Source organism: Bacillus sp. NPDC057893 (genome assembly GCF_042796455.1).
Classification (GTDB): Bacteria; Bacillota; Bacilli; order Bacillales; family Bacillaceae_G; genus Bacillus_A.
In genome coordinates this window covers 946,760-963,588 of the sequence record NZ_JBHVNG010000002.1, presented here as the reverse complement: position 1 = coordinate 963,588, position 16,829 = coordinate 946,760, and the positions used below count along the sequence as shown (strand labels likewise).

Below are 16,829 nucleotides of genomic sequence, written 5' to 3'. Positions count from 1 at the left end.
AAATTGTTGATCTAGTTTTATTGTACACAATAATTATCTTTTACGGTATGTAAAAGACGATTTACAAAAGAACTTTACATAACAAAACCGCCTCTAAGTTTCCAATTAGAGGCGGCTTCCTTATTTAGAATACACGATTTTCTTAATTGTTTCTCCAGACAGAAAATATTCTTCTGCTAATTGATGAATTGCAATTCCACTTTTAAAAGCGTCTTTAATTGCTTTATTTCTTTCATCCAGTTGTTTTCTTCCGCCAGATCGTGTACCCCATTTATAATGTTTTGTTTCTTGTTTTGGAATGTAAATTGTTTCACCTTGTATATACTTTTGAATTTCAGCAATTAAACTTTCCGGTAAAACAGTCGCAGCTTTTACGTATTTCATTTCTGCTCGCCCCTTATTTTTTATGGTTCATTTCAATAAGGTGCAAAGCCAAATATAAAAAATGATACGAGCTCATTTTGGCGATTGATTGTATATTACTTGTCTACCTCACGCAAAGTATCGCCATTTCCATACTTGGCTTTGCATGAGACGCTGCAGTGTCTGGCAATTGAATTGTAATCGCCATCTAAACACCTCCTAATATACCTTTTACATTTTATTATATGCTAATTTTTCTCGCCTTGCATCTTCATAATCTTTTAAAGAAAAAGCGCTAGTCTTTTCGTTAAAACGATAGACTAGCGCTTTAGACTAAATGATTCCTAATACATTTAGGAATACGATAATAATCGCAATTGGTGCAATATAGCGAAGTAAGAATAACCATAATACGAATAGTTTGTATCCTTTATTTTTACTTACACCAAGCTCTTTCATTAATACATCTTTCTTCATTTTCAACGGAACAAAGATGGAAACTAATAAAACACCAAGTGGCATTAGTATGTTACTAACCGCATAATCTGCTAAATCAAAAATTGTTTTTCCAAATGGTTTCACATCGCTTAACAAACCGAATGATAATGCTGATGGTACCCCAACAACGAAGATTAATAATCCTACGATTAAGGCCATTTTTTCACGTTTTCCTTTACTTTTACCTTTAGTTGTTAAAGATGCAACGCTAATTTCTAACATCGAAATTGCTGATGTAATAGTAGCAAAGAAAAATAGTAATAAGAACACGATGAAGAATAATTTTCCGAACGCCATTTTACTGAAAATAGCTGGCAATACGATAAATAATAGTCCTGGTCCTTGAGATGGTTCCATTCCAAATGCGAACACAACTGGGAAAATTGCAAGTCCTGCAAGTAATGTAATAACAAGTGTTAAAGCTACGATAGAAAATGCTGAACGCGGTAAACTTTCTTCTTTCGGTAAGTATGAACTATACGTTACCATAACGGCTACACCGACAGATAGCGAGAAGAACGATTGCCCCATTGCATATAAAATGATTTCTGATGTTACATTTGAGAAATCAGGTTGTAAGAAGAAACGAACTCCTTCTCCAGCACCGTCTAACGTAAGTGCACGAACAATTAATACAAAGAATAAAACGAATAGTGCTGGCATGAAATATTTATTTACTTTTTCAACACCATTTTGCACGCCTTTACTTACGATAAAAATAGTAATAAGGATGAATAATAGCTGTGATCCTACTGCTAAATACGGATTGGAAATGATTTCACCAAACGTAGCTTCGTATGCACCATTTCCTTCCCATAGTCTACCTGTAATTGCATTCCATAAGTATAATAAAATCCACCCTCCTACAACACTGTAGAAAGAAAGTAGTATGAAACATGTTACAATCCCTAATTTACCTAACCACGGCCATAGCGTTTTAGGAGCAATCTCTCTATACGCATCAACAGCCTCTTTTTGTGTACTTCTTCCAATAACGAATTCAGCTAATAATAGCGGTAAACCAATTAATAATGTGAAACCGATGAAAATAAGGAAGAACGCCCCGCCTCCTCCAATACCGGCCATATATGGGAATTTCCAAATCGCCCCAAGACCAATTGCTGAACCTGCTGCAGCTAATACGAAACCTAATTTCGATGTCCATTGCTGTGAATTCATCTTTTTATCTCCTCTCTTTTTCTATTTCTTTTCATTATAATTCGCTCTATGTTCATATTGTTCTATTACTAGCCCGTTCTAATCCAACCACTTCCTCTCAAATAAAAAACGCCCCTACGCAAATACGTAGGGACGACAAAAAATATCGCGGTACCACCCTAGTTATGAAGATACAACAAAAGTAAGACCTAAATAAAAAACGCCCCTACGTAAATACGTAGGGACGATAAAATATCGCGGTACCACCCTAGTTATGAAGCCACAACAAAGTTAGGACCTAAATAAAAAACGTCCCTACGTAAAATACGTAGGGACGATATATATCGCGGTACCACCCTAGTTGTGAAAAAATCTTCACCACTTTATTTGATAACGGTATGAACTACCGTCTTTCATTTCCTCACAATGTGAAATTTATGAAAGATGCTCCAGGACGAACTTCATGAATAATCTATATACTGATTCACACCAACCATCAGCTCTCTGAAATAGGGAGATTTTCACTACTATACCCTTTCATTGCCCAAATATTATTTTCCGAATTGATTACTATCATTTTTATCATACATTAAAAATAGTGTCAACTTATATTTTGAATTTTTATGTATTACATTCTATTTAAAAATTCAAAATATGACTTTTAAATGAATAGTATTAGAACATTTATGGTTTATACTGTATTAACTTCTCTAACAGGTTTATAGTAGTATACGATAAATGCAAGGCAGCACGAGTAGGAGGAAAGAATTTTGTCTACTGCAAAAGTTTTAAAAGGTACTGCTTTATTAAGCGGTGCAACAATGATTTCACGAATTTTAGGTTTTATATACTTTTTCCCCTTTCAATTATTAGTTGGAACGCAAGGGGTCGCTTTATATGGATATGCATACTCTTGGTACGGTATTTTATTAAGCTTTTCAACAGCTGGTATTCCTATTGCCGTCTCCAAATTTGTTGCAAAACATAATGCACTTGGTGATTATAGTACAAGTAAAAAATTATACAACTCTAGCGTAAAATTGATGTTGTTTATGGGCTTTTTAGGATTTTTAATTTTATTTATTGGAGCACCGTACATATCACAATTTATTATTCGCTCGAAAACGCCAGATCCACAATTTATCGCCGACGTAACACTTACGATGCGAGCATTAAGTTTCGCGCTTATTATCGTACCAGCTATGAGTGTTACACGTGGTTATTTCCAAGGTTTTCAACATATGAAACCAAGTGCTGTTTCTCAAGTTGTAGAACAAATCGCACGCGTTGTTTTCATTTTAGTTGGTAGTTTTATCGTCTCAAAACTATTAGGAGGTTCAGTAGCTTCTTCTGTTGCAGTTGCTACGTTTGGTGCTGTTATCGGGGCACTTGCAAGCGTCTCTATTTTAATGATGTACTGGAAAAAATATAATGGATTAAAACCTCCTGAAGGTGAGCTAAAAACAAGATCATCAAACATTCCGTTAAGAAGTATTTATATGGAATTACTGCGTTATGCAATTCCAATTGTATTTGTAGGCATTGCAATCCCTCTCTATACGTTAGTAGATCAATATACCGTTGCTGATGTCCTTAGAGCAATGGGTGAGCCTTTAGAAACCGCTAATGCAGTTTTCGCTTATATAACGAACTATGCCCAAAAGTTAATTATGATCCCAGCTTCACTTGCAACCGGATTCTCATTAACGATAATTCCAGCTATTACGAAATCATTTACAAGCGGGAAGCTAGATGAATTACAAGGACAAATTTCAAAGATATTTCAAGTATTGTTATTCTTCACTATCCCAGCCGCATTCGGTCTAGCTAGTATCGCTTACGATGCATTCCGCATGGTTTATGTAAATCCTGAAATTGCACTTGATGGATCACAATATTTAATTTCATTTGCACCGTCTGCTATATTAAGTGCGATTTTCACCGTTTCAGCAGCTATATTACAAGGAATTGATTATCAAAGAAAAACAATGATTGCATTCTCAGTCGGTATTCTCGTTAAAATTCTGTTGAACACACCACTTTTACACTTATTCGGTGGACATGGCGCTGTGCTTGGAACAATTCTTGGATACCTCGTTTCAAATATTATTATGTTGTACTGCATCGTTAAATTTGCGAAATTTAACATTGGCGAAACAGCAAAAACAGTATTTCTTATTACGGTTTACTCCGCGGCAATGTCTGCTGTTGTAATCGCATTAAGAGCATTTATAAGCTGGATTATTCCTGGTCAATCTTATGTAGAATCACTGATTATTGTGTTTATATGCGCCTCAGCAGGAGGATTTGTTTATCTTTTATTCGTATTAACAAGTGGACTTGCTTCACATATTCTCGGTGATCGTATTCAACGTTTACCTGTACTAGGGAAATTAGTTAAATAAAAAAGAAGAGATGTAACTTGTTGTTACATCTCTTCTTTTTACTTCGCATATTGAATATGCTTTTGTTGTTCAACAATATTTAATTTTGGAGCATATTGTTCTACTAAATGTAATACCTCTTCGATTAACACTTCTAACTCCTGTACACTATACTCCGGTTCCCCTATCAGCGTATTTGCCAGACGCTCATATAGATTTTCAGGTTTAATACTCATTCGTTCCACATTATCTGGCATCCATTTAAATGCAGGATGATGCACGTACATTCGGTTCATTCCAAACAAGACCCCAAATATATTTCTTTGTACTTCACAAATAACATCATAAAGCATAAGCCAATCTTTTCGTTTCAAAAGAGCCTCTCGATTATGCCAACGATTGCTTAACCAAAGGTTTTCTGAAATCATCCTTTTCGCCAGTTCTTCTGGATATGCTTCAACTCTATCTTTTAGAGCATGTACTTTCACTTCTCCATACAAACTCACACCATCATGAACCGATGATACAATACATTGTTTCTCATAATTTATATCATGCTGCTCTATAACTTCTGAAATAACCTTTTCTACTGTCACTGTTAAAAAATTACTAATCTCTAGTTTAATTCCTTCTTTCGTCAAATATGTTTCCGACCATTCTTCTTCCTCGTAAGGATGATATGACAAAATCGTTCCACCAATATTGTTAATAGGTCCTTGACGATCCTCATCCTCTGGCGGTGCTGACCATAAAATATGTAATTCAATATCTGAATGTTCATCTTCTAACTTTCTAGCTACAGATCCTGCTAAAATAATAGCTTCGACTTTCGGGTTTTGCCTATAAATCTCCGACATTTTTATCGCTTTCTCTTTTAATCCCATTTCATTTCCCCCTAAAACTGCAGTACTCCCCTTACTTTTCATTTATCTATTTCAATATTCCGCATTACATTACCTTTTCAAATTCCTACTAAATTATATTTCTACCCAATAACGCTGAACAATTTCGCCAGTATGAGTAGAAACTACTTCATTTTCTAACACACCGCCAACCTTTTGAATCGTTTTAGCAGAACCAATATTTTCTTTGTCACAAGTTATTAACACTTTCTTCAATCCTAATTTTTGCGCTTCAGCCAATGAAAGTTGAAGTTGTTTAGTAGCATATCCTTGGCGACGTTTATTAGGATGCACACTATAACCGATATGACTGCTTTCCAGCAATAATTCTGGATTTAATCGATGTCTAATATTCACAAAACCTATAAGTTCTCCTTTTTCAAAACTTAAAAATTGACTAGATGGTACTCGATTAGATGGTAAGTTTTCTCCTACTTCTTGTATACTCACTTTTTCAAACCATTCATCAAGAGAATCAAAATTTTGTAAAGAACTACTACCGTGTGGTTGTTCTCCTGAATTTAAAAACGCCTGCCTATACTCCATAATTTGTTCGCGATATTCGTATGTCAGTTTCAATAGTTTCATTGTCATTCTCCCCACTCATCCATTCTCTATTTTTCTAAAAGAAACACCTTAATAGAGGATTTCCATCCTTACTATTAAGGTGTTTTCATCACTTTTATTCAAATAGCCCCATACTTAAATAACGTTCACCGGTATCAGGCGCAATACATAAAACTTTTTTACCAACACCTAGGCGCTTCGCTATCATAATCGCTGCGTACACAGAAGCCCCTGAAGACGGCCCTACTAATAAACCTTCTTGTCTTGCTAAGTTCCTCATTGTAGTTAATGCCTCTTCATCTGCAATTTGCATAATTTCGTTATACACTTCTGTATTTAAGTTTTTGGGAATAAACCCTGGGCTTGTTCCGACTAGTTTATGAGGGCCTGGAACACCACCAGATAACACTGGTGATCCTTTCGGTTCTACTACTGCAATATATAAGTTTGGTAGTTTCTCTTTTAATGTTTCACCGGTCCCTGTAATTGTTCCACCTGTTCCTGCGGTTGCTACAAATGCATCAAGCTCTCCATCCATTTGTTCATAAATTTCAAGTGCAGTCGTATAACGATGAACATCCGGATTTGCTGGGTTTTCAAATTGCTGCGGAATAAAACTATTTGGAATTTCTTTTTGTAACTCTATCGCCTTTGCAATTGCTCCTGGCATTCTTTGTTCTGCCGGTGTTAAAACTACCTCTGCTCCGTATGCCTTCAATAAATTAATACGCTCTTTGGACATATTATCTGGCATAATTAAAATAGCTTTATACCCTTTAGCAGCCGCATTCATCGCTAAGCCAATTCCTGTATTTCCGCTCGTCGGTTCAATAATTGTATCCCCCGGCTTAATGAGACCGTGTTCCTCAGCAATATGAATTAAATTATAAGCAGCACGATCTTTCACACTGCGTGACGGATTAAACATTTCCAATTTTACATACACATCCGCTGCGTCTTCTGGAATAAATTTAGATAATCGAACGACAGGTGTATCTCCTATTAATTCTGTAACGTTTTCACATACTTTCATAGTGCATCTCCTATTCTATCGTTTTCTTATCATTTGGCAGTAACCATGAAGTTAGTCCAATTAATGGTAAACAACTACATAATAGCATAATAAACTGAAGACTATACATATCAGCTAATTTCCCAAGAACTACAGCACCTAATGCTCCAAGGCCAAACGCAAGACCAACAATTAATCCCGATACCATTCCAACTTTACCTGGAACAAGCTCTTGTGCATATACAACGATTACACTAAAACTACTTGAACTAATAAAACCGATACATAAAAATAACGGTACTACCCATACGAGCGAAACGTGAGGTAGTAAAAGCGCAAGCGGCGCTGAACCGAGCATCGAAAAGACAATGATCTTTTTCTTACCGAATCGATCCGCTAGCGGACCACCAAAGAAAGTACCTAATACACCAGCAATCATAAAAGCAAAGACGAAATACTGTGCATTTTTTATCGATAAACCGTAATGCTCAATTAAATAAAATTGATAGAAATTCCCGATACCAGCACCGTACCAAGAACGTACGAATGTTAGAAAAACAAGAAGTATAATAACAAATTTAATGTGCGTACTTACAATCGCATTTTCAGCCTCAAGTGCAGCCCTCTTTTTCCTTCTTACAGCACCAGTCGCTAATTCATCTTTATACCATTTTGAAACAAAAAGTAACAATACAATCCCTACCGCTGCGAAAGCAGTAAAACCTAGAGAACCAATTTGACCTAGTGGAACGAAAATGAGCGCTGTAAAAATAGGGGCTAGCGAATTCCCTGTATTCCCCCCCACTTGATAAATCGCTTGTGCTAAACCACGTTTGGCACCTGCTGCCATATAAGCAACTCGGGCACCTTCTGGATGAAAGACTGCCGAACCTAATCCAATAAATAAAACAGAAATAATAACAATAATAAAATTCGGGGCAAACGCGAGCCCAATCATCCCAAGCATGCTCGAAAACATACCGAGTGGTAATAAAAATGGTGACGGCTTCTTATCTGAATACATACCAAAAACCGGCTGCATAATCGATGACGTCATATTTAGCGCGAACGCTATCCAACCTACTTGCATGTAGGATAAATTCATCGTTTTTTCCAAAATAGGAAACAACGCTGGCACAACTGCTTGCATCGAATCATTTAAAAAATGCCCGAAACTAATCGCAAATAATATTCGATATATTGTCGGTGTTTCTACTGTATTTTTTTGTGAAACTGCCTGCATATACGAACCTCTCCTTCCTGTACAAAATATATATTTATTACAGTTAGTGTAATAAATTAAGACTTTAATTAGAATAAATTCTGAGTTTTGAAACATTTCTATTCTATACTGGTTTCATTTCTTTTTCCAGAAATATCACTTCTAAAATAATATATTTTTTCTATCTGTTTTATCAGATTTATTTTTATGAACTCTTTGTATTTTCTTTTATACTGGGACAGACGAAAGGAATGCATGCAACTATGAAGAAAAAGACGATCCTAAAACATATTAGGATCGCCTTTTCTATTAAATAGCAAAACGCTTATACTTCTCGTAATCACTCGTCTTACATTCTAGTGCCATTTTCGTACCTTCGTTTTCATAACTCGTAGATAAAACGTGTGCATGATTGTTGAAATACGAAACTACTTGCCCTTGATCATATGGAATTAACATTTCACACTTCGTATACTCTTTATAAATGTGTGAGCGAACCATTTCTACAAGTTCTTCAATTCCAACATGTTTCTTCGCAGATAGATAAACGCGATCTTCTTGTACTTTTGGAATTTCAACATCTATCAAATCTGATTTGTTATATGCATAAATCGTCGGGATATTTTTCACGCCAATTTTCTTTAACGTTTCATTTGTAATATCAATTAATTGCTCATAATTGGGATTTGAGTAATCTACGACGTGAATGAGTAAATCTGCTTCCGCCACTTCCTCTAGCGTTGAACGGAATGCTTTCACAAGATGATGCGGTAATTTACTTACAAATCCAACTGTATCCGTTAATAAAAATGATTTATTATCTGGCAAATCAATATTTCGTACAGATGTTTCTAACGTCGCAAATAACATATCTTTTTCAAATACTTGTTTCTCTACAGTACCATTAAAAATTTCAAGCATCGTATTCATTATCGTTGATTTACCTGCATTCGTATATCCTACTAATGACACAACTGGAATTTCATTTTTCTTACGTTGTTTACGCTGCGTTTGGCGCTGCGCAACAAGTGCTTCTAATTCTTTATTTAGAGCTGCAATTTGTTCTTCAATTTTACGACGATCTAATTCCAACTTTTTCTCACCGACACCTTTATTTTTCGTGCCAACTCCCCCGCTTTGTCTTCCTAAAGATTCACGAAGACCGATTAAACGAGGCATCATGTACTGAAGATGGGCCACCTCTACTTGCAACTGTGCTTCTTTCGTTTTCGCACGTTGCGCAAAGATATCTAAAATTAAAATGGTACGATCAATTACTTTACAATCTAAATCTTCTTCTAAATTCCGAATTTGTGAAGGAGATAATTCATCATTAAAGATGACCATATTTGCATCTGCTTCTTTCACATACGCTGCTACTTCTTCAATCTTCCCTTTTCCAATATAATGCGACGGATTTACTCGTTGTAAATTTTGTGTCACTTGACCGATTACTTCCACATCACAAGCTTCCGTAAGATTTGCTAACTCTTCCATCGAATATGCAAAATCAGCTTCCTTACCTAAATTTACTCCAACTAATATTGCTCTTTGTAATAATTCTTCCATATATTTATTCCTCCATTTCGATTACGCAAAATAAAAAACACAGGTCACTGCCTGTGTTTTCGTAAACGGATAAGGGTTCACCAAAGAAATAGAAGAAAGCAGTGCTTTCGTCCTATACATGGTCAAAAAGTCCCAAGATGGTATACGTATCCAACAAGTGTTCACCTATACTATCCCATTCTATTTATAAAGGCAAAACAAAAAGAGGGCGTATTCGTCCCTCCCTCTTTTTCACATATAAGCTTAATAAAGGGTTCCTTTAAAATAGGCAGACCAATCCCGTTCACTCTGTACACAGACAGAGCCTTTGAGCGCTATTCAATTATCGGCACAAAGTATTGAGACGTAATCTGATTAAGATCAAAGGAAGCCCCTCCGTTCATTTTAAGTTACATAAAGTGTAGCATAAGTAATTCGCTTTCACAAGATTAAACCACCTATAGAAACAGAAAGAAAATCTTTGTATTTTTACTTTAATCGTCATTTTTTGCGAATTCTTCTCACAATAAAAATAACAACAGCAATTATCAATAACAGACCTATAGAAATGATAACAAGCTGTCCCCATCTAAAACCGTTAACCATACCCCCTTTTAAATCCACTTTCTTCGTCGGAACAGACTCTTTTGCAATATGACTTAAAGCCGTTTTTTCTATCTCTGCCTCATCTAATTTCTTCGTTCCACTGCAGATAGATGTCTCTAACTTTTCTTCTCCTCTGTAAGAAGAAAAGACTAGGTACTCTCCTCCCTTTGCAAAAGGAAATGCACAGCTACTAACACTTGTATATATAATAATTTGCGAAGAACTTGTCCCTTTCCAAATGTTCTTCACTTCAAATAATACTTCAGTTCCAACTCCCTCTTTCCTTCCAATTTCAATTACTTTCCCCTCAAACACCACATCATTTTTTTGAAATGCATCCTCTGGAGATTTTTTAATACAGTCACAAGCATAAGATTTATCTGAAAAAACAATAAGAATAAAGCTACAAATAATGACAACAGGCAACATGTGCAAAATTCTTTTCAAGGAGCCCCACTCCCTTCATTATCAATTTCAAAAGCTTCTCGTATATTATTTTTACGCTACTCGCCAAATTCCTCCAGAGTAAATTAAACATTATCGTTCCCATAGAATAAAAGTATTTATTGACATTTTTATAACCTGATATTAGTATCAGGTTATAAAAATAAAAATCAGGAGATGTCCCTATGAATTCTAAATCTCGTATTACCGCAATTGGTACTTATGTTCCAGATCAAGTATTGTCTAATAACGATTTAGAAAAGATGGTCCATACGAATGATGAATGGATTGTACAAAGAACAGGCATGAAAGAAAGAAGAATTGCTAACGAAGACGAATACTCCTCACACTTAGCCATTAAAGCCATCGAAAATTTATGTACAACATATAAGAAAAACTTAGAAGATATTGACTGTATCATCGTCGCTACAACTACTGCTGATTATGTTTTTCCTAGTGTTGCTTGCCAAATACAACAATACTTCAACATACCTCATACACTAGCTTTTGATTTAAATGCAACTTGCGCTGGTTTCACATACGGACTGCATGTCGGTAATAGCTTAATCACTTCTGGATCACATCAAAAAGTACTCGTCATAGCGACAGAGACATTATCTAAAGTTACTGATTACACCGATAGAACGACCTGTATTTTGTTCGGTGATGGCGCTGGAGCTATTTTATTAGAAAGAGATGAAATCAAACCAAGCTTTATCGCTACTCACATGGGAACAAATGGGGAAGGCGGCATTCATCTATACAGAACAAACTTATCTACTACTATGAATGACACACCACTGCAAACAAATGAAAAAATCGTTCAAAACGGAAGAGAAGTATATAAATGGGCAACACGCACAGTACCAGCAGGTATAAAAGAACTATTACATACCACAAATATGCAAATAGATGATATAGACTGGTTCGTACCACACAGTGTTAACTTACGAATGATTGAATCTATTTGCGAGAAAACCGAAATTCCAATTCAAAAAACTTTAACCAGTGTAAAATACATGGGGAATACATCTTCAGCTTCCATTCCACTCGCTTTAGATTTAGCTAGAAAAGAAGGAAAATTAAATAATGGAGATACACTTTTACTGTACGGGTTTGGCGGTGGACTTACGCATTTAGGACTTATTGTGGAGTGGGATTTGAATTAAATGTATGAAAAAAGGTTCTAGAAATAACTAGAACCTCTTTTTAATTTCATGAAATTTATTTACCTTTCCGAGACCATATCACAACAGGAATAAGTAATAAGGCTACAGCGCCTCCCGCTAATGATAATGCCGCATAACTGGAATTAGCTACTACCATTCCTGACATCGCTCCACCTGAAGCTCCGGCTAACGCAATAAAAACATCTATTTTCCCTTGTGTTTTAGCACGTGTAGAAGGAGTTGTGGAATCAACAATTTGTGCTGTACCACTAATCAATCCGAGATTCCATCCTAATCCAAGTAAAGAAAGAGCAACAATTAATAATATTAAAGAATCACTCGGTGCTATCGCAGCTATGACACCCGCTGCAAGTAAAATCACCCCACCAGCTATACTCATCTTAGTACGGCCAATTTTATCAATTAACATTCCTGTAACAAGTGATGGAAGGTACATTGCACCTACATGAAAACCAATCACGAGACCTACTGCACTTAATCCATGACCATGGTGTCCCATATGTACTGGAGTCATAGTCATAATCGCAACCATCACTATTTGAGTAAGTATCATTACGATTGCTCCAACAGTAACACCACGTTTATTTTCTATCATTTCTTCTGTTACTGGTTGCCCTTTATATGTATGTTCTTGTTTATATGTTTCTATTATGTTAGCAATAATTAATGGATCTGGACGAAGCATAACAAAAAGGACAAGGCCCGCAAGTATAAATGCCGCTGCCGATAATATGAACGGACCAGCTAGTTCAGGAATTCCAATTGAATGGGCAAAATCACCCATTACGCCTACTAAATTCGGACCAGCTACCGCACCAAAAGTCGTCATGACCATTGTAATACTAACAGCAGTTGCTCGCTGCTTCTTATCTGCTAAATCAGTACCAGCATAACGAGCTTGTAGATTCGTCGCTGTACCCGCACCATATATGAGTAAAGAGACTAGTAATAGAATAATACTATTTGTTAACGCAGCCAATACAACTCCAATAGCTCCTAGTCCCCCTACTATAAACCCTGTTGCAAGTCCTATTCGGCGACCATATTTTTGCGATAACTTCCCAACAAAGAAAGCCGCTACCGCAGATCCCAATGTAAACATAGCGGCCGGTAATCCTGCATATGCATCTGTTCCAAGCATTTGCTGTGCAAGAAGTGCACCTACTGTAATTCCAGCAGCTAATCCCGCTCCGCCAAACATTTGTGAAATACTTACGATTATTAACGTTCGTTTATATAATTTTTGTTGCTCTTCTTCTGTGTACATATGATTACTTATTGAAGCATCTGCTGTATCTATCATTTTCTCACCCTCTCTATAAAACTAATATCTCTTGTTAATGTACTATAGAACAACAAAATCCCCAAATTTAAAATGCTACAATTTTTTTATCCATGTAAAGAACCCCACGGTTTATGTTTCGCCCATTACCGAGGAGTTCCCAAAATAACTATACTAATTTTTTGACAGCCAACGTTCCATCACTAGAGCACAATTCCTCTACTACTCTTTTCCCCTCTTCTCTTACTTAAAGCTTTCCCTTCCCAAAAGAACAAACTTATTAAAGCACAAATTAAAATAACTGGAACACTTGCTTTATATAAATCTGTAAAACTCATAGCCATCTTATTTTGGGCATACTGACTTACATCATTTGAAAATGCTAGTACTTCTTTCTTTATACTTTCCTCCTCCTTTTCAACTTCTTTTGTTACTTGAATTATTACTTCTTCTCTTTTCATATCCCGATATTCTACTGGAATCCCGCTTAATATTTCATCCGTCTTTTTATGAATCAATTCTTCCTTTTTCTCTTTACTTAATCCCATCGTAATTGCATTTTGTTTCTTATTTATACTCGACTCTAAACTTTGATTCTCTATTTTCTCTTTAGTCATTTGTAATATCTCATCTTGCTGAGCACTATCCACATGAATATTACGCACTTTTTCTTCTGCATAACGATATACATTCTCTTTATTTACAGATAAGTTGTGTGTTAAATTAGATACAAATATCGCTACTGCTAATACAATACCTACTTGACGTAACATCGATACGACAGTTTGAGAAGCAGTTAATAATTCCCCTTCAAACGAAGATGCACTTAAAACTGTAATTGGCCCCACTACTAAACCATATCCAACACCTAATATCATACATGGAATAATAATTTCTATATTTGTTGAGTTAACGTCAATCATTTGCAACCAATAGTAGGATAGGCCCATAACAAGAAACCCTGACAAAATAATAGTTACTTTTCCAAGTTTTTTAATTAAAGTTGCTGCAACAGGTGAGATAAAAAATATCATAGCTGAAATAGGTGTCACTAAAAAAGCAGCTTCAATTTCCGTTCGGTATTGTATTTTTGTCAAGAATGTTGGAAGCAACACAGTTACTCCGATTAAAAATAAATTACTTAATACAACAACGATAGACGCTCCTACAAACATTCGATCTTTAAATAATTTTAAATTCACCATCGGATTATGAATCTTTCGTTCCACTAAAACAAATAGAATAAGAGAAATAGTGCTAATGGCATAACAAGACCAAGCGATATTACTTTGCCATCCCCACGTATTGCCTTTCACTAATACGAGAGTAAAAGAAAAAATCGCTAAACTACTTAATATAAGTCCAATCCAATCAATTTTTGAAATAATACGTTCTTCATTTTTTACTTGTAACATAATACAGCATAAAATGATTCCCAGAATACAAATCGGAACATTGACGAAGAACACCCATCTCCATCCTACATTTTGCGTAATAATTCCGCCTATTACCGGACCAAGTGCAGCTGACAATCCTTGCGTTACTCCTAAAATAGCAAGTGCAACATGCCTCTTTGCTAACGGCATAGCTGATACACCAATTACCATACTTGTCGGAAATAAAATTGCTGCTCCAACACTTTGTATAAAACGAGAAAAAATGAGGAAGTCACCTGTATTAGCAAAAGCACAAAGTACTGACCCACCACCGAAAATCACCAAACCAAGAATATACATCTTTGCTTTTCCAAAAATATCAGCTATCCGTCCTAGCGGAATTGCGAGTACCGCAATAGTCATTGTATATACATTTAATACCCATGACATCTTTTCTAATGAAGTATTCACACTTGTTTGTATAGCTGGTAAAGCTATATTCATAATCGTTGTATCAATCATACAAAGAAAAATACCTAAGCACATTAAAAAGACAATTTTCAGTCCCTTTGATTGCTCCATGTTCATCTACCCCTTTATTTATTGTGAACGTGTTTTTCATTCTTCTGTTTTATTATTTTCTTTCGCTTCTAACTGCTCTAACTTCCTCTTCAACGTCTCTACTTGTGCACTATATGATGCAATACCTACATCGAGCGAAATTTCTTCAACGAAAGTAATACCTTCTCTCCATTGTTCATATTTCAAACGAAGATCTGCAATGTACGCTTCTTTCCTTTCAATTTCGTCTTCAATCCATTTTTTTATCGCCTTATCATCACTATAATTGCCAAAATACATCCTCATTAAAAAATCTGAACGTAAAACGTCTTTCTCTACATCCGTTTGCATGTATTGATAAAACTCTTCACGCCCTTCATCTGTAATAAAGTACATTTTCTTATTCGGTTTCCCTTCTTGCATAACAACCTCTTTTTTTATTTTCCCCTCTTTTTCTAATTGTCTTAAAGTTGGGTAAATCATTCCAAAGCTTCCATCAAAAAAATGAGTAAATACATCTTCAAACACAATTTTAATATCATAACCAGACAATTCTTTTTCCATTAATAAACCTAAAACAACATCTCTTCCCTTCAAAATAAGACCCCCACATAGTATATAATCAATAATCATATTAACATTGTTAATATGATTATTGATTATATACTTTATTCTGTAAATTGTAAAATGTTTCTAACTAAAAAAGCTGTCCTGTAATTTGGTTTTGCCAAATTACAGGACAGCTTCTCTTCATATTTCCTATACAAACCTTTTTACTATTTAACCCCTACATCTTGCATAGATTTAATTTCCTTTTTCTTACCTTCTTTTATTTCATAATAATACGAAGGTAATTCCATATTATGTTCTAAGAAATAATCCTCAATTAACGAAATAATTACTTTCAATGTTTTCAAACGAGCGTATAATTTATCATTGCTCGCAATAATATTCCATTTAGCATTCGGCTTATCTGTTTCTTCAAACATATCTTCCATTGCTTCTACATACTCATCCCATTTTTCACGATTTCGCCAGTCTTCATCTGTAATTTTCCATTTTTTAAGAGGGTTGTTCTCTCTTTCTTTAAATCGCTTTAACTGTTCGTCTTTACTAATGTGATAGAAAAACTTTCCTATTATGTAATGATCATCTGTTAATAGTTTCTCAAAATCATTGATTTCATCATATGCTCTCGTCCACTCATCCTTTGTGGCGAATCCTTCAACACGCTCAACTAATACACGCCCATACCATGAACGATCAAATATAGTAATTTGCCCATATTGAGGAATTTTCCGCCAAAAACGTTGCAAATAATGATACCGTTTTTCATGGGGAGCAGGCGCTCCGATTGGATTTACTTGGAATCCGCGTGGATCAAGATGTTCAGTCACTCGCTTAATCGCTCCGCCTTTACCTGCCGCATCCCAACCTTCCATAACGAGCATAACGGCTATTTTCTCTTCTTTTAAAATTTGCTGTAGTGCTAATAAACGCATTTGATATTTTTCGAGTTTCTTATTGTACTTAGATTTCGAATCAATTCTTTTCGTTAAATCTACTTTAGCAAGATGCTCTTTTTCCATCAAACAAATCCCCCTTGTTATATGACAATGTTATTTTAACATATTCATTGGTAATTTTTTCATATTAATATTCTTTTGATTCATACGTAAGACTCTACATCTTTAGTTTAATAAATTGATACAAAGG

The 16,829-nt window shown here is 35.4% G+C and carries 14 protein-coding genes and 1 other annotated feature; of the genes, 2 read left to right on the top strand and 12 right to left on the bottom strand.

Annotated elements, in window-relative coordinates; translation table 11 throughout:
* Positions 1-120 precede the first annotated feature (120 nt).
* Both ACFVQC_RS13735 and ACFVQC_RS13730 read right to left on the bottom strand, forming a co-directional pair.
* A complete protein-coding gene (locus tag ACFVQC_RS13735; protein ID WP_002202437.1) occupies positions 121-384 on the bottom strand; it encodes a CD3324 family protein in 264 nt (87 codons plus the stop codon).
* Positions 385-696: 312 nt separating this feature from the next.
* Entirely contained in the window at positions 697-2,040 is a 1,344-nt protein-coding gene (locus ACFVQC_RS13730; protein ID WP_199660785.1) for a sodium-dependent transporter, read from the bottom strand.
* A 306-nt stretch (positions 2,041-2,346) separates the two neighbouring features.
* Positions 2,347-2,569: a binding site (T-box leader), on the bottom strand.
* Between the two features lie 220 nt (positions 2,570-2,789).
* On the opposite strand from ACFVQC_RS13730, the gene ACFVQC_RS13725 reads away from it, so the two are divergent.
* Positions 2,790-4,424 carry a putative polysaccharide biosynthesis protein gene (locus ACFVQC_RS13725; RefSeq protein ID WP_377893615.1) on the top strand — a complete coding sequence of 545 codons (1,635 nt, stop codon included), beginning with the start codon at positions 2,790-2,792 and terminating at the stop codon, positions 4,422-4,424.
* A gap of 38 nt (positions 4,425-4,462) precedes the next feature.
* On the opposite strand, the gene ACFVQC_RS13720 is transcribed toward ACFVQC_RS13725, so the two are convergent.
* The 6 genes from ACFVQC_RS13720 to ACFVQC_RS13695 form a co-directional block, all read right to left on the bottom strand.
* Positions 4,463-5,287 carry a DUF4037 domain-containing protein gene (locus ACFVQC_RS13720; protein ID WP_002158378.1) on the bottom strand — a complete coding sequence of 275 codons (825 nt, stop codon included), beginning with the start codon at positions 5,285-5,287 and terminating at the stop codon, positions 4,463-4,465.
* 93 nt (positions 5,288-5,380) lie between these two features.
* Complete coding sequence (locus ACFVQC_RS13715; protein WP_377893616.1) at positions 5,381-5,893, bottom strand: GNAT family N-acetyltransferase; 513 nt, start codon at positions 5,891-5,893, stop codon at positions 5,381-5,383.
* Between the two features lie 94 nt (positions 5,894-5,987).
* A complete protein-coding gene (gene cysK / locus ACFVQC_RS13710; RefSeq protein ID WP_002158380.1) occupies positions 5,988-6,905 on the bottom strand; it encodes a cysteine synthase A in 918 nt (305 codons plus the stop codon).
* Between the two features lie 10 nt (positions 6,906-6,915).
* Positions 6,916-8,127, bottom strand: coding sequence for an MFS transporter (locus ACFVQC_RS13705; protein ID WP_377893617.1), 1,212 nt, complete (start codon positions 8,125-8,127; stop codon positions 6,916-6,918).
* A gap of 288 nt (positions 8,128-8,415) precedes the next feature.
* Positions 8,416-9,675, bottom strand: coding sequence for a GTPase HflX (hflX, locus tag ACFVQC_RS13700; RefSeq protein WP_377893619.1), 1,260 nt, complete (start codon positions 9,673-9,675; stop codon positions 8,416-8,418).
* Positions 9,676-10,155: 480 nt separating this feature from the next.
* Positions 10,156-10,707, bottom strand: a complete 552-nt coding sequence (locus ACFVQC_RS13695; protein ID WP_377898494.1) for a cobalamin biosynthesis protein CbiN — start codon at positions 10,705-10,707, stop codon at positions 10,156-10,158.
* A gap of 182 nt (positions 10,708-10,889) precedes the next feature.
* Here ACFVQC_RS13695 and ACFVQC_RS13690 point away from each other — a divergent pair, with 182 nt between their 5' ends.
* Complete coding sequence (locus ACFVQC_RS13690) at positions 10,890-11,873, top strand: ketoacyl-ACP synthase III (RefSeq protein ID WP_377898493.1); 984 nt, start codon at positions 10,890-10,892, stop codon at positions 11,871-11,873.
* Positions 11,874-11,928: 55 nt separating this feature from the next.
* Here ACFVQC_RS13690 and ACFVQC_RS13685 read toward each other — a convergent pair whose 3' ends face one another.
* From ACFVQC_RS13685 to ACFVQC_RS13670, 4 genes are all read right to left on the bottom strand, one after another.
* Entirely contained in the window at positions 11,929-13,197 is a 1,269-nt protein-coding gene (locus ACFVQC_RS13685) for an MFS transporter (protein WP_377898492.1), read from the bottom strand.
* A gap of 182 nt (positions 13,198-13,379) precedes the next feature.
* On the bottom strand, positions 13,380-15,134 hold the full coding sequence (locus tag ACFVQC_RS13680; RefSeq protein WP_377898491.1) for an MFS transporter: 1,755 nt from the start codon (positions 15,132-15,134) through the stop codon (positions 13,380-13,382).
* A 36-nt stretch (positions 15,135-15,170) separates the two neighbouring features.
* Positions 15,171-15,710: a PadR family transcriptional regulator gene (locus tag ACFVQC_RS13675; RefSeq protein ID WP_042889377.1), complete on the bottom strand. Its 540-nt coding sequence runs from the start codon at positions 15,708-15,710 to the stop codon at positions 15,171-15,173.
* A 179-nt stretch (positions 15,711-15,889) separates the two neighbouring features.
* Complete coding sequence (locus ACFVQC_RS13670) at positions 15,890-16,702, bottom strand: polyphosphate kinase 2 family protein (protein ID WP_002148908.1); 813 nt, start codon at positions 16,700-16,702, stop codon at positions 15,890-15,892.
* Positions 16,703-16,829: the final 127 nt, after the last annotated feature.

Coding starts and splice junctions, on each gene's coding strand:
- ACFVQC_RS13685 (WP_377898492.1), bottom strand. CDS start 13,197: ATGATAGATACAGCAGATGCTTCAATAAGTAATCATATGTACACAGAA.
- ACFVQC_RS13715 (WP_377893616.1), bottom strand. CDS start 5,893: ATGAAACTATTGAAACTGACATACGAATATCGCGAACAAATTATGGAG.
- ACFVQC_RS13705 (WP_377893617.1), bottom strand. CDS start 8,127: ATGCAGGCAGTTTCACAAAAAAATACAGTAGAAACACCGACAATATAT.
- ACFVQC_RS13670 (WP_002148908.1), bottom strand. CDS start 16,702: ATGGAAAAAGAGCATCTTGCTAAAGTAGATTTAACGAAAAGAATTGAT.
- ACFVQC_RS13680 (WP_377898491.1), bottom strand. CDS start 15,134: ATGGAGCAATCAAAGGGACTGAAAATTGTCTTTTTAATGTGCTTAGGT.
- ACFVQC_RS13690 (WP_377898493.1), top strand. CDS start 10,890: ATGAATTCTAAATCTCGTATTACCGCAATTGGTACTTATGTTCCAGAT.
- ACFVQC_RS13735 (WP_002202437.1), bottom strand. CDS start 384: ATGAAATACGTAAAAGCTGCGACTGTTTTACCGGAAAGTTTAATTGCT.
- ACFVQC_RS13730 (WP_199660785.1), bottom strand. CDS start 2,040: ATGAATTCACAGCAATGGACATCGAAATTAGGTTTCGTATTAGCTGCA.
- ACFVQC_RS13720 (WP_002158378.1), bottom strand. CDS start 5,287: ATGGGATTAAAAGAGAAAGCGATAAAAATGTCGGAGATTTATAGGCAA.
- hflX (WP_377893619.1), bottom strand. CDS start 9,675: ATGGAAGAATTATTACAAAGAGCAATATTAGTTGGAGTAAATTTAGGT.
- cysK (WP_002158380.1), bottom strand. CDS start 6,905: ATGAAAGTATGTGAAAACGTTACAGAATTAATAGGAGATACACCTGTC.